16 protein-coding genes are annotated in these 19,100 nt (G+C 39.6%); 14 read left to right on the top strand and 2 right to left on the bottom strand.

What is annotated here, in order from left to right:
• The first annotated feature begins 248 nt into the window (after nucleotides 1-248).
• From mdh to LNM86_RS11965, 7 genes are all read left to right on the top strand, one after another.
• Nucleotides 249-1,211: a malate dehydrogenase gene (gene mdh / locus LNM86_RS11995; protein ID WP_241437840.1), complete on the top strand. Its 963-nt coding sequence runs from the start codon at nucleotides 249-251 to the stop codon at nucleotides 1,209-1,211.
• A gap of 92 nt (nucleotides 1,212-1,303) precedes the next feature.
• On the top strand, nucleotides 1,304-2,500 hold the full coding sequence (gene sucC, locus LNM86_RS11990) for an ADP-forming succinate--CoA ligase subunit beta (protein ID WP_241437839.1): 1,197 nt from the start codon (nucleotides 1,304-1,306) through the stop codon (nucleotides 2,498-2,500).
• A 3-nt stretch (nucleotides 2,501-2,503) separates the two neighbouring features.
• The gene (sucD, locus tag LNM86_RS11985) at nucleotides 2,504-3,406 is read left to right on the top strand and encodes a succinate--CoA ligase subunit alpha (RefSeq protein ID WP_241437838.1); all 903 of its coding nucleotides are present in this window, start codon (nucleotides 2,504-2,506) and stop codon (nucleotides 3,404-3,406) included.
• A 166-nt stretch (nucleotides 3,407-3,572) separates the two neighbouring features.
• Nucleotides 3,573-6,572, top strand: coding sequence for a 2-oxoglutarate dehydrogenase E1 component (locus LNM86_RS11980; protein ID WP_241437837.1), 3,000 nt, complete (start codon nucleotides 3,573-3,575; stop codon nucleotides 6,570-6,572).
• Nucleotides 6,573-6,604: 32 nt separating this feature from the next.
• Nucleotides 6,605-7,858 (top strand): 2-oxoglutarate dehydrogenase complex dihydrolipoyllysine-residue succinyltransferase, encoded by a 1,254-nt coding sequence (gene odhB / locus LNM86_RS11975; protein ID WP_241437836.1) that lies wholly within the window; start codon nucleotides 6,605-6,607, stop codon nucleotides 7,856-7,858.
• Between the two features lie 32 nt (nucleotides 7,859-7,890).
• On the top strand, nucleotides 7,891-9,297 hold the full coding sequence (gene lpdA, locus LNM86_RS11970) for a dihydrolipoyl dehydrogenase (protein WP_241437835.1): 1,407 nt from the start codon (nucleotides 7,891-7,893) through the stop codon (nucleotides 9,295-9,297).
• A 305-nt stretch (nucleotides 9,298-9,602) separates the two neighbouring features.
• Complete coding sequence (locus LNM86_RS11965) at nucleotides 9,603-9,728, top strand: Arm DNA-binding domain-containing protein (protein WP_241437834.1); 126 nt, start codon at nucleotides 9,603-9,605, stop codon at nucleotides 9,726-9,728.
• Nucleotides 9,729-9,780: 52 nt separating this feature from the next.
• On the opposite strand, the gene LNM86_RS11960 is transcribed toward LNM86_RS11965, so the two are convergent.
• Nucleotides 9,781-11,019 (bottom strand): saccharopine dehydrogenase family protein, encoded by a 1,239-nt coding sequence (locus LNM86_RS11960; RefSeq protein ID WP_241437833.1) that lies wholly within the window; start codon nucleotides 11,017-11,019, stop codon nucleotides 9,781-9,783.
• A gap of 57 nt (nucleotides 11,020-11,076) precedes the next feature.
• Nucleotides 11,077-12,174: a carboxynorspermidine decarboxylase gene (locus LNM86_RS11955; protein ID WP_241437832.1), complete on the bottom strand. Its 1,098-nt coding sequence runs from the start codon at nucleotides 12,172-12,174 to the stop codon at nucleotides 11,077-11,079.
• Nucleotides 12,175-12,330: 156 nt separating this feature from the next.
• Here LNM86_RS11955 and LNM86_RS11950 point away from each other — a divergent pair, with 156 nt between their 5' ends.
• The 7 genes from LNM86_RS11950 to mnhG all read left to right on the top strand — a co-directional run bounded on the left by LNM86_RS11950 (nucleotide 12,331) and on the right by mnhG (nucleotide 19,067).
• Entirely contained in the window at nucleotides 12,331-12,801 is a 471-nt protein-coding gene (locus LNM86_RS11950) for a BA14K family protein (protein ID WP_241437831.1), read from the top strand.
• A 238-nt stretch (nucleotides 12,802-13,039) separates the two neighbouring features.
• The gene (locus LNM86_RS11945) at nucleotides 13,040-15,961 is read left to right on the top strand and encodes a monovalent cation/H+ antiporter subunit A (RefSeq protein ID WP_241437830.1); all 2,922 of its coding nucleotides are present in this window, start codon (nucleotides 13,040-13,042) and stop codon (nucleotides 15,959-15,961) included.
• On the top strand, nucleotides 15,961-16,302 hold the full coding sequence (locus tag LNM86_RS11940; protein WP_241437829.1) for a Na+/H+ antiporter subunit C: 342 nt from the start codon (nucleotides 15,961-15,963) through the stop codon (nucleotides 16,300-16,302). The genes LNM86_RS11945 and LNM86_RS11940 overlap by 1 nt, the downstream gene beginning before the upstream one ends.
• Complete coding sequence (locus tag LNM86_RS11935; RefSeq protein WP_241437828.1) at nucleotides 16,302-17,924, top strand: monovalent cation/H+ antiporter subunit D; 1,623 nt, start codon at nucleotides 16,302-16,304, stop codon at nucleotides 17,922-17,924. The genes LNM86_RS11940 and LNM86_RS11935 overlap by 1 nt, the downstream gene beginning before the upstream one ends.
• On the top strand, nucleotides 17,921-18,406 hold the full coding sequence (locus LNM86_RS11930; protein WP_241437827.1) for a Na+/H+ antiporter subunit E: 486 nt from the start codon (nucleotides 17,921-17,923) through the stop codon (nucleotides 18,404-18,406). The genes LNM86_RS11935 and LNM86_RS11930 overlap by 4 nt, the downstream gene beginning before the upstream one ends.
• Nucleotides 18,403-18,684: a K+/H+ antiporter subunit F gene (locus tag LNM86_RS11925; protein WP_241437826.1), complete on the top strand. Its 282-nt coding sequence runs from the start codon at nucleotides 18,403-18,405 to the stop codon at nucleotides 18,682-18,684. The genes LNM86_RS11930 and LNM86_RS11925 overlap by 4 nt, the downstream gene beginning before the upstream one ends.
• A complete protein-coding gene (gene mnhG, locus LNM86_RS11920; RefSeq protein ID WP_241437825.1) occupies nucleotides 18,681-19,067 on the top strand; it encodes a monovalent cation/H(+) antiporter subunit G in 387 nt (128 codons plus the stop codon). Before LNM86_RS11925 ends, mnhG begins: the two co-directional genes overlap by 4 nt.
• Nucleotides 19,068-19,100: the final 33 nt, after the last annotated feature.

Below are 19,100 nucleotides of genomic sequence, written 5' to 3'. Positions count from 1 at the left end.
TTTACGCGTAAAAGAATTGTGATAATTCTGTTGTGTTTTTTTTAAATTCACTTTATCGATACTTCATGGTAATTTTCTAATATTGTTTCTATGGGGAATTATTGCTTTTGTGAAAAGAAAAATTTGGTAAGTTTCATATTTTCTCTTTTTGTTGATGTTATTGAAAATATAGCTAAGATCAAAGAAATATTCAGCGTAGTGATGCTGATAGATATGCACTGAGTTTTTTAATGTTAGGAAGAAATAAAATGGCAAGAAAAAAAATAGCTCTCATCGGTTCAGGTATGATCGGGGGCACTTTAGCACATATTATTGGACTTAAAGAGCTCGCTGATGTTGTCTTATTTGATATCGCAGAAGGTATTTCACAGGGGAAAGCTCTTGATATTGCTGAATCTTCACCTGTTGATGGTTTTGATATCAATTTAAAAGGTGCAAATGCTTATGAAGCAATTGAAGGTGCTGATGTTGTTATTGTAACGGCTGGTGTTGCACGAAAGCCAGGCATGAGCCGAGATGATCTTTTAGGTATTAATTTAAAAGTGATGGAACAAGTTGGTGATGGGATTAAAAAATACGCACCTTCAGCGTTTGTTATTTGTATTACCAACCCCCTTGATGCCATGGTATGGGCATTGCAGAAATTTTCCGGTCTTCCTACACATAAAGTGATTGGTATGGCTGGTGTCCTTGATTCCGCACGTTTTCGTCATTTCTTATCTGAGGAATTTAAGGTTTCTGTTAAAGATGTGACAGCATTTGTTTTAGGAGGGCATGGTGATTCAATGGTGCCTCTTGTGCGTTATTCAACAGTTGGTGGTATTTCTTTGCCTGATCTTGTCAAGATGGGGTGGACAACACAAGAAAGAATTGATCAAATTATCCAACGGACCCGTGATGGTGGGGCAGAAATCGTTGGTTTGCTAAAAACAGGATCCGCTTTCTACGCACCAGCAGCTTCTGCTGTTTCTATGGCTGAAGCCTATTTAAAGGATACGAAGCGTGTTGTGCCTGTTGCGGCCTATCTTTCAGGTGAATACGGGGTTAATGATACCTATGTCGGTGTTCCTGTTGTGCTTGGTGCCGGTGGTGTTGAACGGGTTATAGAAATTGATCTTGATAAAGAAGAAAGAGATGCTTTTGAGCATTCAGTAAATGCGGTGCAAAAGCTCTGTGAAGCTTGTATTTCTATTGTACCTAGTCTCAAATGAATTGCGTAGGGTTCTGTTCATTAAAACAGAGTATTTAAAATATTAGAATTTGATGATTAATAAAATAATCCGTAAAAGAAAAGGACAAATGTATGAATATCCATGAATATCAGGCTAAACGTCTGCTTCATGAATATGGAGCGCCAATTGCAAACGGTATTGCTGTTTATTCTGTAGAACAAGCAGAACAGTGGGCAAAAAAATTGCCTGGGCCGCTCTATGTGGTGAAAAGTCAAATACACGCTGGTGGTCGTGGTAAGGGTAAGTTTAAAGAACTTAGCTCTGAGGCAAAGGGTGGTGTTCGGCTTGCAAAATCCGTTGAAGAGGTTGTTGCAAATGTTCAAGAAATGCTTGGTAACACTTTGGTAACAAAACAAACGGGTCCAGAGGGTAAACAGGTTAATCGCCTGTATATTGAAGATGGTGCCGATATTGAGCGGGAACTTTATCTTTCGCTTTTGGTTGATCGTACAGTTGGTCGGGTTTCCTTCGTTGTTTCAACGGAAGGGGGAATGGATATTGAAACAGTTGCTGAAGAAACACCAGAAAAAATATTAACTCTACCCATTGATGTTCTACAGGGCGTTACCTCTGCTGATTGTACAAGGCTTTGTGATGCATTAGAATTACGCGATAGTGCACGAGAAGATGGGGAAAAGCTGTTTCCAATTCTCTATAAGGTGTTTTGTGAAAAAGATATGAGCCTTCTTGAAATTAATCCGCTTATTGTGATGAAAGATGGTCATTTGCGTGTTCTTGATGCAAAAGTTTCTTTTGATAATAATGCTTTGTTTCGTCATCCCGATATTTTGCAGTTACGCGATCTTTCAGAAGAAGATCCGAAAGAGATTGAAGCATCAAAGCATGATCTTGCTTATGTTGCTCTTGAGGGCACAATTGGTTGTATGGTCAATGGTGCAGGTCTTGCTATGGCGACAATGGATATCATTAAGCTTTATGGAGCGGAACCAGCAAATTTCCTTGATGTTGGTGGTGGAGCCTCAAAAGAAAAGGTAACAGCCGCTTTTAAAATTATCACTGCTGATCCAAATGTTAAAGGCATTTTGGTTAATATTTTTGGTGGTATTATGCGTTGCGATGTTATTGCTGAAGGTGTGGTTGCTGCTGTGAGAGACGTTGGATTAAAAGTTCCTTTGGTTGTCCGTCTTGAGGGCACAAATGTTGAGCAGGGTAAAGCGATTATTAAGGACAGTGGTTTGAATGTTATTCCTGCTGATGATTTAGATGATGCTGCTCAAAAAATCGTTGCGGCCGTAAAGGGAGCTTAAGCTATGTCAATTCTTGTGAATAAAGATACAAAAGTTTTGGTTCAAGGACTTACAGGAAAAACCGGAACGTTTCATACAGAGCAAGCTCTTGCTTATCATGGCACGCAAATGGTTGGTGGCGTTAATCCTAAAAAGGGTGGTGAAATATGGGAAGGTGCAAAAGGTGAAACTCTTCCTATCTTTTCCAGTGTTGTAGAAGGAAAAGAAAAAACAGGTGCAGATGCTTCTGTTATTTATGTTCCACCTGCAGGAGCCGCGGCAGCTATTATAGAAGCGATAGATGCTGAAATTCGTTTGATTATCTGTATTACGGAAGGTATTCCTGTTATGGATATGGTTAAAGTCAAGGCCAAATTGGAGACATCAAAATCACGCCTTATTGGCCCTAATTGTCCTGGTATTCTTACTCCTAATGAATGTAAAATTGGTATTATGCCTGGTTCTATTTTTAGAAAAGGTTCTGTTGGGGTTGTTTCGCGGTCAGGAACTTTAACTTATGAAGCTGTTTTTCAAACGAGTCATGAAGGTCTTGGACAGACAACAGCGATTGGTATTGGTGGTGATCCTGTTAAGGGCACAGAGTTCATTGATGTCTTAGAAATGTTTTTAGCCGATGAAGAAACCCAGTCTATTGTTATGATTGGTGAGATTGGTGGTTCTGCTGAAGAAGAAGCGGCACAGTTCCTTCAAGATGAGGCAAGGAAAGGTCGTAAAAAACCAGTGGTTGGTTTTATTGCTGGTCGTACAGCTCCTCCAGGGCGTACAATGGGGCATGCTGGTGCTGTTATCTCCGGTGGTAAAGGTGGCGCAGAAGATAAAATTGCTGCAATGGAAGCGGCAGGAATTCGCGTTTCTCCTTCACCATCACAGATAGGAAAAACCTTGATGTCAGTTTTAAAGGGGTAAAAAACTTCATCTAAATAAGAAATTATCCTTATTTAGATGAAATATTGGGTATAAAGAAGTGAAACTTTTTACAATTCTTAACTCTCATTTGCTTTATGAGCATTACTTTATGAGCATTAAAGGTTAAAAAATATAAGGAGACGGAATCAATGTTCCGGAGAAGTATATGGCAAGGCAGGACGAGATAAATAGTCTTTTTGCACAAACGTCATTTTTATATGGTGGAAATGCAGATTATATAGATCAGCTTTATGCCGAATATGAAAAAGATCCTACTAGCGTAGATTCACAGTGGCGTACTTTTTTCGAAAACCTTCATGATAAAAAAGAAGATGTCCTGAAAAATGCTAAAGGGGCAACATGGCAACGTGATCATTGGCCGTTAAAGGCAAATGGTGAGTTGGTTTCTGCTCTCGATGGTGATTGGTCTGTTCTTGAAAAGCATGTTGGTGATAAATTAAAAGAAAAAGCAGCAATGAGCGCTGCGCAAAAAGGAAAAACCACCAGCGAACAAGATGTTATTCGAGCAACGCGTGATTCTGTTCATGCGCTTATGATGATTCGCGCCTTTCGTGCTCGTGGACATCTTCGTGCACAGCTTGATCCTCTTCAATTAGCAAAAAAACTTGAGGATTATAAGGAACTTTCTCCAGAAACTTACGGTTTTACTCCTGCTGATTATGAGCGCCCCATTTTTATTGATAATGTTTTAGGCTTAGAATACGCAACTATTCCGCAAATGCTTGAGATTCTCAATCGGACCTATTGTTCTACAATTGGGATTGAGTATATGCATATTTCTGATCCTGCTCAAAAAGCATGGCTTCAAGAGCGTATTGAAGGACCAGATAAGCGCGTTGCTTTCACGCAGAAAGGTAAAAAAGCTATCCTTAATAAGCTTATTGAGGCGGAAGGATTCGAACAGTTTTTAGATACCAAATATAAAGGAACAAAGCGTTTTGGACTTGATGGCGGTGAAGCCTTAATTCCTGCTCTTGAACAGATTATTAAATGTGGTAGTGCTTTGGGGGTACAGGAAATCATTTTAGGGATGGCGCATCGTGGTCGTTTAAACGTCCTTTCACAAGTTCTTGCAAAACCACATCGGGCCATTTTTCATGAATTCAAGGGGGGGTCTTATAAGCCTGATGATGTAGAAGGATCGGGTGATGTCAAATACCATTTGGGAACTTCAGCTGATCTTGAGTTTGATGGTAAAAAAGTTCATTTATCGCTTTTAGCGAATCCCTCTCATCTTGAAATCGTTGATCCGGTTGTTATTGGTAAAGCACGTGCTAAACAAGATCAACTTGTGGATTCTAAAAATACGGATTCACTCCCGTTGAGTGAACGTTCAAAGGTTTTGCCGTTACTTATTCACGGTGATGCTGCCTTTGCTGGGCAGGGTGTGATTCAGGAAACTTTTGGCCTTTCAGGTCTTAGAGGTTATAGCGTTGCTGGATCGGTTCATGTGATTATCAATAATCAGATTGGTTTCACAACGGATCCACGCTTTTTGCGTTCTTCACCTTATCCATCAGATGTGGCGAAAATGATCGATGCGCCAATTTTTCATGTCAATGGTGATGACCCTGAAGCGGTGGTCTTTGTTGCAAAAGTGGCAACAGAATTTCGTCAGATTTTCCATAAACCGGTGGTCATTGATATGTTCTGTTATCGTCGTTATGGACATAATGAAGGAGATGAACCTTCTTTTACACAACCACTTATGTATAAAGCAATCCGTAATCATAAAACAACGCTTCAGCTTTATGGGAACCAGTTGGTAGAAGAAGGCGTAATTGCTGCAGAAGATATTGAACAGCAAAAAAAACAATGGCGTGATAAGCTGGAAGGTGAATTTGAAGCGAGCACTTCTTATAAGCCTAATAAAGCCGATTGGCTTGATGGGAGTTGGACAGGACTTAAGGCTTCTAATAGTACTGAGGAACAACATTGTGGAAAGACAGGCGTTGCGATTGAGACTTTAAAGGAGATTGGTCAGAAACTTGTTGAGATTCCAACAGACTTTCATGTGCATAAAACAATCCAGCGCTTTTTAAGTAACCGTGCTAAGATTTTTGAAACGGGTGAAGGTGTTGATTGGGCAACGGCTGAAGCTTTAGCTTTTGGTTCACTTTGCTTAGAAGGAGCACCGGTACGCCTTTCCGGTGAAGATGTTGAGCGTGGAACTTTTTCACAACGCCATTCAGTTCTTTATGATCAAGAAAATGAAGCGCGTTACATTCCTTTAAATCATTTGAGAAAGGATCAAGCGCTTTATGAGGTTGTCAATTCTATGCTCTCTGAAGAGGCTGTTCTTGGTTTCGAATATGGATATTCTCTTGCGAGACCACGGGGATTGACGCTTTGGGAAGCACAATTTGGTGACTTTTCTAATGGAGCGCAGGTCATTTTTGATCAATTTATCTCCTCTGCTGAACGTAAATGGCTTCGGATGTCTGGTCTTGTATGTTTGTTGCCTCATGGTTTTGAAGGGCAAGGACCAGAGCATTCTTCAGCACGTTTAGAGCGTTTCCTTCAATTGTGTGCAGAAGATAATATGCAGGTTGCTAATTGTACAACCCCAGCAAATTATTTTCATATTCTGCGCCGGCAGATTAAACGCGATTTTCGTAAACCTTTAATTTTAATGACACCAAAGTCACTTTTGCGTCATAAGCGGGCTGTTTCTTTTCTCAATGAAATGGGACCAGAAATGAATTTCCAGCGTTTGTTGCTTGATGATGCAGAAACGCTCAAAAATTCTGTGATTAAATTGCAGAAAGATAGTAAAATTCGCCGTATCGTTCTTTGTACGGGTAAGGTTTATTATGATCTTTATGAAGAGCGTGAAAAAAGAGGCATTGATAATGTTTATTTGCTGCGCGTTGAACAACTTTATCCTTTTCCTGCGAAAGCTTTGGTGGACGTGTTGTCACGCTTTTTACAAGCAGAAGTTGTTTGGTGCCAAGAAGAACCAAAAAATATGGGGGCTTGGTCATTTATTGAGCCTTATTTAGAATGGGTTTTGACGCATATTAATGCGCAATATTCACGTGCACGTTATGCGGGGCGTCCTGCAAGTGCGTCACCAGCCTCTGGGTTAATGACGCAACATCTTGAACAACTGGCTGCGTTTCTTGAAGACGCGTTAGGTTCTTAATTTATGGCTACTCTGATGTATGGAAAAATATTATGACTACTGAAATCCGTGTTCCTACTTTGGGCGAATCAGTTACTGAAGCAACCGTTGGAAAATGGTTTAAAAAACTTGGTGAGTCCGTTGCGATGGATGAGCCTTTGGTTGAATTAGAAACTGATAAAGTAACAGTTGAGGTTCCTTCGCCTGTTGCGGGGAAATTATCTGAAATTATTGCCAAGGAAGGTGATACGGTTGAGGTGAATGCGCTTTTAGGAGCCGTTGAAGCTGGAGCAGCTGGTGTTGCTAAATCACCATCGTCTTCTGAGACATCTGCGCCAACAACGCCATCTGAATTGGAGAAGCCTTCTTCGAGCAGTACAATGCCACCTGCTCCTTCAGCAGCGAAATTAATGGCTGAAAACAATATTACAAAAAGCGATATCTCAGGCTCCGGAAAACGTGGGCAGATTCTTAAAGAAGATGTTCTTGGTGTGTTGGCACAAGGGATAAAGGCGTCAGCTCCTGCTGTTTCTGCCTCCAGCGCCTCCTCTGCGTCCAGTCCTTCTTCTGCTTCTGTATCCAGCTCTTCAGTTGCTGCTGATCAGGAAAGACGTGAGGAGCGGGTTCGTATGACGAAATTGCGTCAAACGATTGCGCGCCGTCTTAAAGATGCACAAAATGTAGCAGCGATGTTAACCACATTTAATGAGGTTGATATGTCGGCGGTGATGGATTTACGTAAGCGTTATAAGGATCTTTTTGAAAAGAAACATGGGGTTAAGCTTGGTTTTATGGGATTTTTTACCAAGGCTGTTTGTCATGCATTGAAAGAACTTCCTGCTGTTAATGCTGAAATTGATGGGACAGATATTATTTACAAAAACTATGTCAATGTTGGAATTGCTGTTGGAACAGATAAGGGACTTGTTGTTCCCGTGGTTCGTGATGCAGATCAGATGTCGTTAGCAGAGATTGAAAAAGAAATTGGTCGTTTGGGGCGTCTTGCTCGTGATGGAAAATTAGCCGTTTCTGATATGCAAGGGGGAACTTTTACCATTACCAATGGGGGAGTTTATGGATCATTAATGTCAACACCGATTTTGAATGCCCCACAATCTGGTATTTTAGGAATGCACGCTATTAAAGAGCGGGCAATGGTTGTTGAGGGGCAAATTGTCATTCGCCCCATGATGTATTTAGCACTTTCTTATGATCATCGTATTGTAGATGGGCAAGAAGCTGTGACTTTCCTTGTGCGTGTTAAGGAAAGTTTAGAAGATCCGGAACGCCTTGTTCTTGACTTGTAAAATTACAGTTTTCAGAATGAAAGGAAAAACGGATGTCTTATGATGTGGTTGTAATTGGAGCGGGACCAGGGGGTTATGTTGCAGCAATAAAGGCTGCGCAACTTGGGCTAAAAACAGCAATTATTGAAAAGCGCACAACGCTGGGAGGGACTTGTCTTAACGTTGGCTGTATTCCTTCTAAAGCATTGTTACATGCTTCAGAAGTGTTTGCTGAAACGCAGCATGGCTTTGAAACACTTGGTATTTCTATTGAAAAATCTAAGCTTAATCTTGATCAAATGATGGCGCATAAAAAGGCGGTTGTTACAGCTAATACCAGCGGCGTCTCTTTTTTGATGAAAAAGAATAAAGTTGATACTTTCTTTGGTACAGCCAAAATTTTAGGTGCAGGTCAAGTTGAAGTGGTTGCTAGGGATGGTCGTCAACAAACGATTGCAACAAAAAATATTATTATTGCGACGGGTTCAGAAAGTTCCAGTATTCCGGGTGTCAATGTTGAAATTGATGAAAAGGTTATTGTCTCTTCTACGGGAGCTCTTGCTCTTGAAAAAGTACCAGCACGTATGATTGTTGTTGGTGCTGGTGTTATTGGTTCAGAGCTTGGTTCTGTTTGGAGTCGCTTAGGCGCTAAAGTGACCATTATTGAATATCTTAATAAAGTTTTAGGCTCAATGGATGGTGAGGTTTCACGGCAATTCCAAAAAATAATGGAAAAACAGGGAATTGAATATAAAACGGGTGCAAAGGTAACTGCTATTACAAAATCTGGTTCAATGGCTCAAGTGAATTTTGAAGCGGTCAAAGGTGGTGCTGCTGAAACTTTAGAGGCTGAGGTTGTGCTTATTGCTACTGGACGTTCTCCATATACGGAAGGTCTTGGTTTGGAAAAAGCTGGTATCAAAGTGGATGAACGTGGTTTTATTGATATCGATGCACATTGGCAGACCAATATTCCAGGAATTTATGCAATTGGTGATGTTGTTAAAGGTCCCATGCTAGCGCATAAGGCGGAAGAAGAAGGCGTTGCGGTGGCAGAAATTTTGGCAGGTCAAAGGGGGCATGTTAATTTTGATGTCATTCCTAGTGTTGTTTATACACAGCCGGAAATTGCTAGTGTGGGAAAGACAGAAGAAGAACTTAAAGCAGCCGGTATCGATTATCATGTGGGTAAATTTCCTTTTATGGCCAATGGTCGTGCACGTGCGATGCAAAAAAGTGATGGGTTTGTTAAAATACTTGCCGATAAAAAGACAGATCGGGTTTTGGGTGGACATATTCTTGGATTTGGTGCTGGTGAAATGATCCATGAAATTGCAGTTTTAATGGAATTTGGTGGTTCATCAGAAGATCTAGGACGTTGTTGTCATGCACATCCTACTTTATCGGAAGCAGTGCGAGAAGCCGCTTTAGCAACATTTGCTAAACCACTCCATATTTGAATATTTAGGTATTCTTTTTAGAGCTTCATGAGTTTTTTTAAAAAAAGCTAAAATGATTTTTTAGAGTTTTACCTTGTATAAAAAAAAGACAAAATATTGATTTATAACGATAATTTACTGTTTTTCCTGTTGAGTGAGACCCATGAATATTGTAAGTTTCTCTCAATTCAAATCTCCTTATGTTGAATCAAGTGAAACGCTGTTTCTGCACATCATAAGCAGGGTTGGTGTGTGGGGAGAAAACCGTTTAGAAAAGAGCAAAATGCCTTTAATGAATCGTCTCAAGACCAAGGGCTGTTGCAACATTGGGGGGCGGTAAAGAGTATGATGGCGCCGGCTTGCACCTTCATAAGTGTAAAGATGGTGGTGCTCAATGGCTTTATCGTTATACCATTCACGAGTGGTGTCGTGAAATGGGCTTGGGTACTTAAAAAAAACGCCCTTTTAAAGGGGCGGTTTTTCTACACAGCTATGAAAATGCGTTTAAAACTGTAATTTTTTCTCTTCTTGTTGTTCTCTTATCCAAGTTGAAAGCCCCATATGCTCAAGATATTTAAGGAAAGGGCGTGATGGTAATTCTTCTACATTGACCATGGTTTTAACATCCCATTCACCAGTAGCAATGAGAAGAGACGCAACGGCTGCTGGTACACCAGCTGTATAAGAAATACCCTGTGCACCGGTTTCATTAAAAGCTTGTTTATGATCAGCTATATTATAGATAAAAACTTCTCTTGATTTACCATCTTTTTCACCTTTAATGAGATCTCCAATACACGTTTTTCCTGTGTAGTTTGGTGCTAATGAAGCAGGGTCAGGTAAGACGGCTTTCACAACTTTCAAAGGAACGACTTCTTGTCCTTCTGCTGTTTTAATAGGCTGTTCGGATAAAAGCCCAAGATTTTTCAAAACAGTGAACACATTGATATAATGTTCACTAAATCCCATCCAGAAGCGAACGTTTTGAACATCAAGATTTTTGGATAATGAATGAATTTCATCATGTCCTGTCATATAGGCTTTTTGTTTTCCAACAACAGGAAGATCCCATTCACGGCTCACTTCAAACATTTTATTGGAAGCCCATTTTTTATTTTGCCAAGACCATACTTGTCCTGTAAATTCTCGAAAGTTGATTTCTGGGTCAAAATTCGTGGCAAACCAATGTCCATGGTTTCCAGCGTTAATATCAATAATATCAATATCGGTAATTTTATCAAAATAACACTCACGTGCAAATGCCGCATAAGCATTGACAACACCTGGGTCAAAACCTGCGCCTAAAATAGCTGTTATACCAGCTTTTTCACATTCTTGACGTCGGGGCCATTCATAATTTCCATACCAAGGAGGCGTTTCGCAAATTTTCAAAGGATCTTCATGAATTGCAGTATCAATGTAAGCACATTTTGTTTCAATACAAGCTGAAAGAACAGACATATTAAGAAAGGCTGATCCAACATTGATGACAATTTCGCATTTTGTTTTTTGGATGAGTTTTACAGTTTCTTCTACATTCATTGCGTTGAGCATATGGCCCTGAAGAACACCTTGTTCTTTCATTGTGTTTTTTTCTTTAATGGAAGCAATGATGGTTTCACATTTTTTGAGTGTTCGTGAAGCAATATGAATGTCACCAAGAATATCATTGTGTTGAGCACATTTGTGTGCAACAACCTGTGCAACACCTCCAGCACCAATAATGAGAATATTTTTCTTCATTGTGGGTTTATCTCCTTTTTAATACTGTTCTACACTGTTTTTTAAATGGTTCTTTTTTTACGAAAGACTTTCTTGATAATCATTATAGCTAAATTGGCGTTGAAGCGTTAATGTACCATCTAATTCTTTGATAACAATGGCAGGCATTGCAACGCCATTAAACCAATTTTTCTTGACCATTGTATAGCCTGCTGCATCTTGAAAAGACAGTCTGTCGCCTATTTTAAGAGGTTCAGGGAAATGAAATGTTCCAAAAATATCACCGGCAAGGCAGGATTTTCCGCAGACCATGATTTCATGCAGCCCTTGATTGGGCTCTAATTTAGCATTTTCACGATAAATTAAAAGGTCGAGCATATGCGCTTCAATCGAGCTATCAACAATAGCAAGTTTTTTTTCATTATATAGTGTATCAAGAACGCTTACTTCTAGTGTGGTACTTTTTGTTATGGCGGCTTCTCCTGGTTCTAGAAAAATGGTGACACTATGGGTTTTTGAAAAATCTTTTAAGCGTTTTGCAAAAGTTTCTAGAGGATAATTTGGGGCTGTAAAATGAATTCCACCACCAAGGCTTATCCAGTCAACAGCAGCGAAAATTTCTGAAAATTTTTCTTCCATGCGATTTAGCATTTGATTAAAAAGATTGAAATCAGCATTTTCGCAATTGTTGTGGATCATTAAGCCATTGATGAGAGGGAGAACCTCTTTTATAGCATTTTTATTCGTTTCTCCTAGGCGACTAAAAGGACGAGAGGGGTTGGCAAGATCAAAATTAGATGCACTGATCCCTGGATTTAATCTTAGTCCTCGTTGAATCGTTTTTGTTGCGTCAGAAAAACGTTGAAGTTGTTGGATGGAATTAAAAATAATTTTGTCTGCGTAACCGCACACTTCATCAATTTCATGATCTGCCCAAGCAACTGAATATGCATGGGTTTCTTTGCCGAATTTTTCTTTTCCCAAACGCAGTTCATAAAGGGATGACGAGGTTGTTCCATCCATGAACTGAGACATTAAATCAAAAACACTCCATGTCGCAAAACATTTCAAAGCAAGGAGAATTTTTGCTCCAGACATTTTGCGCAAGCAAGCGATAATTTCCATATTTTTTATGAGTTTAGATTTATCTATCAGATAATAGGGGGTTCTTATCATTGTTTATCCATTCTCTTTTGAAGGATCTTATTGCAAAGTTTAACGTTTAATACAAAGAGCAACAGAATATCTCAAAAAAAAAGAATTTGTTTCTCTCTAGAAGTAAAAAAACTTTTTATCATTGCGTTTTGATTTTGTAATGTTGAGATTTGCATTATGTATATGAAAAAAAAATTATATTATATTTCGGCTCTTATAGTTATTGGCGGTTTTTTCATTATAACAACCAATATTGTTAATTTAATGCAAAATAAGAATAATGTTGAAGCTAAAGTGGTTGTTCCCCAGGATGTTGTTCGAGAGAGTGGTGTGCCTTTGATTTTCACAGGGCGTAAAGAACTTAATGGTTTTAAGGGTTATCATAATTATCGGCGTGGTTATCGTAAATATAAAGACAATTGGTGGTATCCTGAAGCAGCTTTCGTTGCGTTACCGCATTTAAACACAAAGCCGACATTGTTGAAAGCTCTATCAGAGACAAAAAATCTATCAGATATAAAAAAGTTGCCTCAACAACATATTGAATCTTGTCGTGCGCGTTACCGCTCTTATAATAAAAATGATAACAGTTACCAACCTTTTTATGGACCTCGTAAGCAATGTCTTTCGCGCTTTTTTAAAGGGTAAAAATTGTTAGATGTAAAAAAATCTCTCTCAAACCTTATCGTGTTTGTTACCGCCCTTAAAATGAAAAGAGAATGCTTATGATATACAGATTTTTCACGCAGCAGTTGTTTTTTGAAAAATTTAAATGCTTTTAAGTTTTATTAAATCTTATTATCGTAAGTGCAAAATGAGGGGGGATAACAATGTAACTTTTATTTTGTTAATAACAAAATATTAAAGAAAAAGTGGAGTTTAAAGAATGACAGCACGGGAAGCAATGTTGATATTGCTCGTTTTGCTTCCCTTTTGTGGGAGTGCTGTTATTGGCTTTTTTCGTTCAACAGCAAAAAACAATGAAGCGTGGTTTGCCGGTGCTATTGCACTTTTTTGTTTTCTTTTTACAATAATGCTTTATCCAACGGTTCGTGGAAACCATACGGTCCGTTTGGATGTTTTTTGGCTTCCAGAATGGGGCGTTAATTTGATTCTCCGTATGGATGGTCTGGCTTGGCTTTTTTGCTTGCTCATCACGGGAATTGGACTGCTCGTTGTTGTCTATGCGCGTTATTATATGGATCCGGCGGATTCTGTACCGCGATTTTTTTCTTTTTTTCTCGCTTTTATGGGGTCAATGACAGGAATAGTTTTGTCAGGAAATCTGGTTTTTTTGGTTGTTTTTTGGGAACTTACAAGCATTTTTTCTTTTTTGTTGATCGGTTATTGGTACCATAATGCAAGTGCGCGTGAAGGAGCGCGGATGGCTTTAACAATCACGGGTTTTGGTGGTTTTGCTCTTTTCATTGGGATTTTATTGATTGGACACATCGTTGGCAGTTTTGATTTGGATAAGGTGTTACAGTCTGGTGATATAATCCGATCAAATCCTCTTTATAATGCTGTTCTTATCTGTATTTTATTGGGAGGCTTAACAAAAAGTGCACAGTTTCCGTTTCATTTTTGGTTGCCCAATGCAATGGCCGCTCCAACACCGGTATCGTCTTATCTCCATTCAGCAACAATGGTGAAAGCAGGATTGTTTTTGCTGGTTCGTTTATGGCCTGTGCTCTCTGGAACAGAATCTTGGTTTTGGTTGGTTGGTTTTTCCGGTCTTGCGACATTGTTGCTTGGTGCCTATTTTTCCATGTTTCAGCAAGATTTGAAAGGATTGCTTGCTTATTCAACCATTAGTCATCTTGGATTGATTACCACTCTTTTAAGTCTTGGTAGCCCCCTTGCGTGTGTTGCGGCAATTTTTCATATGGCTAATCATGCTACTTTTAAAGCATCTTTATTTATGGCTGCTGGCATTATTGATCACGAGACGGGAACGCGTGATATGCGTAAGTTGACAGGTCTTTATCGTTCTATGCCTATTACAGCAACTCTTGCTTTAGTTGCAAGTGCTGCAATGGCTGGAGTCCCGTTGTTGAATGGTTTTTTATCGAAAGAAATGTTTTTTGCTGAAGCTGTTGAAATGCATATGGATTCATGGCTTGATTGGATTGCACCTTATGTGGCAACACTAGCAAGTTTGTTTAGTGTCACTTATTCTATACGCTTTATTCATGGTGTTTTTTTAGGACCAAAGCCTGTCAATTTACCTAAAACGCCCCATGAACCACCGCATTTTATGCGTTTACCAATGGAACTTTTGGTGTTTATTTGTTTGGCGGTTGGTATTTTTCCTAATTTAACAATAGGACCTATTTTGGATAATGCTGTTATAGCTGTTTTAGGACCAATGACAGTTCCTTATAGTTTAGCTGTTTGGCATGGGGTTAATACTCCATTAATGATGAGTTTGGTGGCTTTATTCGGGGGTGGATTGCTCTATGCTCTTGGGCACCGTTATTTTTTATCCTGTGATGATGGGCCTCCTTTCTTTCGTCATTTGAATGGACCGCGTATTTTTGAACGTGCTCTTGTGATTGTTTCTTGGAAATGGGCGCGTACCGTAGAAGCTGTTTTGTCAACACGCCGTTTGCAAATACAGTTGCACTGGATTTTTGCTGTGTGTTTTGTCTTTGTTGGTTTGCTCCTTTGGTACGATGGTTTAATTTCAGCGGGTTCGTTGCCGCTTTTTCCCCTTGATCTTCCGTTTCTGGCTCTTTGTCTGGTCGGTGGATTGTGTGCGCTTTTGGTGGCTTGGCAAGCAAAATTTCATCGTCTTGCTTCACTGATGCTGTTGGGGGGAGCCGGATTGATGACTTGCGCAACCTTTTTGTGGCTTTCTGCACCCGATTTGGCAATAACACAATTGGTTGTTGAAGTGGTGACAACCGTTCTGTTGTTGCTTGGTTTGCGATGGTTGCCTAAACGTTTGTATAATCCTGCTCCAACCCCTGTCCGTCTTTTTGTGCGTTTGCGTCGTATGCGTGATTTTCTTATAGCTCTTGTCGGAGGAGTTGGTGTGGCGTGGCTTTCTTTTGCAATGATGACACGTCCTCAAGGGTCCACAGTTTCCGATTTTTTTCTCAAAAATGCTTATAGCGGTGCTGGTGGTCGCAATGTGGTCAATGTATTGTTGGTTGATTTCCGTGGTTTTGATACTATGGGAGAAATTGTCGTTTTAAGTGTTGTTTCACTTACTGTTTTTGCTCTTTTACGACGGTTTCGTCCTGCTCCTGAAAGCATTGATGCGCCGTTTCAACAACGTATTCAGAAAGCTTTTGATATGAAACAGCCTGATCGAAATGTGGGGGATACTGTCTTGAATTATTTAACGGTTCCTGCTGTCATCATGGGGTGGCTCTTTTCAGTGATTATTGCTTTTTCAATTTATTTATTTATGCGAGGGCATGATCTTCCAGGAGGTGGATTTGTCGGTGGTGTGACGTTAGCGATAGGCTTTATTTTGCAATATCTGGCCCGTGATATTCGTTGGGTGGAAACCCATTTGAGGGTTTTACCTTTGCGTTGGATGGGGTTTGGCTTACTGTTGTCAGTCACAACGGGTGTTGGGGCTTGGTTCTTTGGCTATCCTTTTTTAACCTCTTTTTTTCAATATAAGCATTTCCCGTTGATTGGAAAGATTCCTTTGGCATCTGCTTTTTTATTTGATTTTGGCGTGTTTTCTGTTGTGTTGGGAGCAACTGTTCTCATTTTAATTGCACTTGCTCACCAGTCTATTCGTAGTTACCGAATCGGTAAAAAACCACTTTTAAAAGAGAAGGAGAATTAATGGAAATTGTTCTTTCTTTGAGCATCGGTATTCTTGTCGGTTCAGGTATTTGGCTTATTTTACGTCCACGAACTTTTCAGGTCATTGTTGGTTTGTCTTTGATTTCCTATGGTGTTAATCTTTTTATGTTTTCAATGAGTAGACCGCGTAGTAACGCTGCACCTATCGTTGATCCTTCCATGGTGATTAATCCAGAGAATTACGTTGATCCTCTTCCACAAGCTTTAGTTTTGACAGCAATTGTGATTGGTTTTGCAACGACAGCTTTATTCTTGGTTATTCTACTGGTTTCACGCGGATTGACAGGTTCAGATCATGTTGATGGACGTGAGGTGCCGTGATGCAATCCTGCGTGCAGCATCTTCTGATTGTGCCTATTATTTTACCGTTAAGTATCGGCGCAATCTTGCTTTTTTATGATGAACGCCATGCAAAACGGAAAGCATTCATAAGTCTTTTTTCTGCGGGATTGTTGGTTGTTGTTGCTGTTTTATTGATTATGCGTGCTCTTGAAGTTGCACCCCTTTCGGATGTTTATCGTCTTGGCAATTGGCCTTCTCCTTTCGGAATTGTTTTGGTCCTTGATCGTTTAAGCGCTATGATGCTTTTACTTTCTAGTTTGTTGATGACCAGCGCATTGGTTTTTGCACAGGCTTATTGGTACAAAGCGGGCCCTCATTTTCAGTCGCTTATGCAATTTTTCATGGTTGGAATCAATGGCGCTTTTTTGACAGGTGATTTGTTCAATTTATTTGTGTTTTTTGAAGTGATGTTAACAGCTTCTTATGGTCTTGCATTACATGGTTCTGGACAATTGCGTGTACGTGCGGGGTTGCATTATGTCGTTGTTAACCTTGTAGCTTCACTGTTTTTTTTACTTGGTACAGCACTCATTTATGGAATCGTTGGCACCCTTAATATAGCTGATTTGGCTGTAAAAATGAGATCTATAGCATCTAGTAATATTGTTTTATTTGAAATAGGTGCAGCATTTTTGGGAATTGCCTTTTTACTCAAAGCCGGTATGTGGCCTCTTAATTTCTGGTTGATGCCCACTTACAGTGCAGCAGCGGCGCCCGTTGGAGCTGCTTTTGCGCTTTTGAGTAAGGTGGGTATTTATATTATTTTACGTTTAACACTGCTATTGTTTGGTCCTGAAAGTGGATATTTTAGCAATTTTGGTCATGCGATTTTGTTTTATGGTGGACTTGCCACTATGACTTTTGGTTTTATTGGAATCTTGGCGAGCCAAGTGTTGGTGCGTTTGGCGGCTTATAGCGTTCTTGTCTCTTCTGGGACATTGTTGATGGCAATCGCAATTGGTAATACAGCATTAATAGCAGGTATGTTGTTTTATATTGTCTCTTCAACTTTAGCTCTTGGTGCTTTTTTTCTTCTCGTAGAGCTTGTTGAACGTTGTCAAGATGTGGCAGCCAATGTTCTCACTGTTACAATGGAGGTGTATGGGGATGATGAAGAGGAAGAGGAAGATGAAATTGGTACTTATTTGCCGGTAACTTTAGCAATTCTTGGTGCTTGTTTTGGCATTTGTGCTCTTTTGATTATTGGTCTACCGCCTTTTTCGGGTTTTGTTGCTAAATTTATGATGTTCACGGCCATATTAAACCACACGAAGGAGGGGGTGTCTGCTTCTTTACCGGTTTATTATGATTGGTTGTTTGTAATTTTTGTTACCCTTTCTGGTTTTGCGGCTCTGATTGCTCTAACAAGAGCGGGAATTCGGACTTTTTGGGTTTCTCTTGAAGGAAGGATTCCACGGGTGCAGGTGATTGAGTTTGCACCTATTGCCGCTCTTCTTGCTTTATGTTTTCTTATAACAGTTGTCGCTGGACCTGTTGGTCATTATATGTCTGAAACAGCTAAAATTTTATATCACCCTCAAAACTATATTGGCAGTGTTTTAGATGATTTTTCTCTTGAAAAGAGGGAGATCCATCGGTGAACTTTTTTTGTCCTTTCCCTCTTTTCACTGCGGCAATTGTGTTTATGTGGTTGATCTTAAATGGTTTTAGTTTAGGTCAATTGCTTTTGGGGATTATAATTGCTTTGTTTAGTGGTTGGATGATGCGGTTTCTTGAATCAGAAAAGGTCACGATTAAGAGTTGGCGTGCCGTTTTTCGTCTGATTTTTCGCGTATTTATCGATTCTATCGTTTCAAATGTTTCGGTGGTTTGCTTTATTTTAACAAAAAACTTTCGAAAGCAGCAATCTGGTTTTGTTGTGGTGCCTCTTTTGCTTGAAAGTCATACTGCTTTAGCTGTTTTAGCTTGCATTCTTGCGGTCACTCCAGGAACCGTTTGGATTGCTTATAATAGAAAAAATAATGAACTTTTGCTTCATGTTTTGAATTTTAAGAGTGAATATAATTACCAACAGTTGATCAAACAACGATATGAACAATTGCTTTTGGAGATTTTTTTATGAGTATGGTTATCCTTTATTGGGGGATTTTCCTCTCACAGTTTTTTTTAAGTTTGGCGATGATTCCCGCCTTATTTCGGTTGATTCGTGGTCCTCGGGCGCAAGATCGGATTGTCGGTTTGGATGTTCTTTATATAAATACTATTCTTTTGTTTCTTACCTTCGATATTCGTTCGGGAACAACTGTTTATTTTGTCGCAGCTCTTATTCTTGGATTGCTCGGGCCTGTATCAAGTATTGCTTTGGCTAAATTTCTTATGCGTGGGGAGATTATTGAATGAAAGATGATGTGTCACTTGCGGCTGCTCTTATTGTGACAGTTTTTTTAATATTAGGATCGACTCTTACACTGATTGGAGCAATAGGGCTGGTGCGTTTTTCTAATTTTTATGAACGTTTGCATATGTCTCCATTGAGTACAAGCTGGGGCGCAGGGAGTATTCTCATTGCTTCGTTTCTTTATTCAATATTCGTAGATCATCATTTTGTTTTTCATGAACTCTTGCTGGTGATCTTTTTGTTTGTAACAATACCAATCGCTTCTATGCTGTTGTCACAGGCAGCAGCTTATAGAAGCTATTCGGAAAATGAATCAGAAAAACCGCTGACTCTTTTATCTCATCAGATGGAAGAAAAAACGTCTCCACCAGAAGAAACAAAATAACAATGAGAGCCAGCGTCGTTTTCTATCTCTAAG

The sequence above is a fragment of the Bartonella machadoae genome (assembly GCF_022559585.1).
GTDB lineage: Bacteria > Pseudomonadota > Alphaproteobacteria > Rhizobiales > Rhizobiaceae > Bartonella > Bartonella machadoae.
The sequence above is the reverse complement of the archived record's forward strand: the minus strand, read 5'-3'. Positions and strand labels throughout refer to the sequence as shown.

Excerpts from the sequence above, each read along its gene's own strand:
- LNM86_RS11925 (WP_241437826.1), top strand. The coding sequence starts at position 18,403 with ATGAGTATGGTTATCCTTTATTGGGGGATTTTCCTCTCACAGTTTTTT.
- odhB (WP_241437836.1), top strand. The coding sequence starts at position 6,605 with ATGACTACTGAAATCCGTGTTCCTACTTTGGGCGAATCAGTTACTGAA.
- mnhG (WP_241437825.1), top strand. The coding sequence starts at position 18,681 with ATGAAAGATGATGTGTCACTTGCGGCTGCTCTTATTGTGACAGTTTTT.
- lpdA (WP_241437835.1), top strand. The coding sequence starts at position 7,891 with ATGTCTTATGATGTGGTTGTAATTGGAGCGGGACCAGGGGGTTATGTT.
- mdh (WP_241437840.1), top strand. The coding sequence starts at position 249 with ATGGCAAGAAAAAAAATAGCTCTCATCGGTTCAGGTATGATCGGGGGC.
- LNM86_RS11945 (WP_241437830.1), top strand. The coding sequence starts at position 13,040 with ATGACAGCACGGGAAGCAATGTTGATATTGCTCGTTTTGCTTCCCTTT.
- LNM86_RS11950 (WP_241437831.1), top strand. The coding sequence starts at position 12,331 with ATGTATATGAAAAAAAAATTATATTATATTTCGGCTCTTATAGTTATT.
- sucC (WP_241437839.1), top strand. The coding sequence starts at position 1,304 with ATGAATATCCATGAATATCAGGCTAAACGTCTGCTTCATGAATATGGA.
- LNM86_RS11935 (WP_241437828.1), top strand. The coding sequence starts at position 16,302 with ATGCAATCCTGCGTGCAGCATCTTCTGATTGTGCCTATTATTTTACCG.
- LNM86_RS11960 (WP_241437833.1), bottom strand. The coding sequence starts at position 11,019 with ATGAAGAAAAATATTCTCATTATTGGTGCTGGAGGTGTTGCACAGGTT.
- LNM86_RS11980 (WP_241437837.1), top strand. The coding sequence starts at position 3,573 with ATGGCAAGGCAGGACGAGATAAATAGTCTTTTTGCACAAACGTCATTT.
- sucD (WP_241437838.1), top strand. The coding sequence starts at position 2,504 with ATGTCAATTCTTGTGAATAAAGATACAAAAGTTTTGGTTCAAGGACTT.
- LNM86_RS11955 (WP_241437832.1), bottom strand. The coding sequence starts at position 12,174 with ATGATAAGAACCCCCTATTATCTGATAGATAAATCTAAACTCATAAAA.
- LNM86_RS11940 (WP_241437829.1), top strand. The coding sequence starts at position 15,961 with ATGGAAATTGTTCTTTCTTTGAGCATCGGTATTCTTGTCGGTTCAGGT.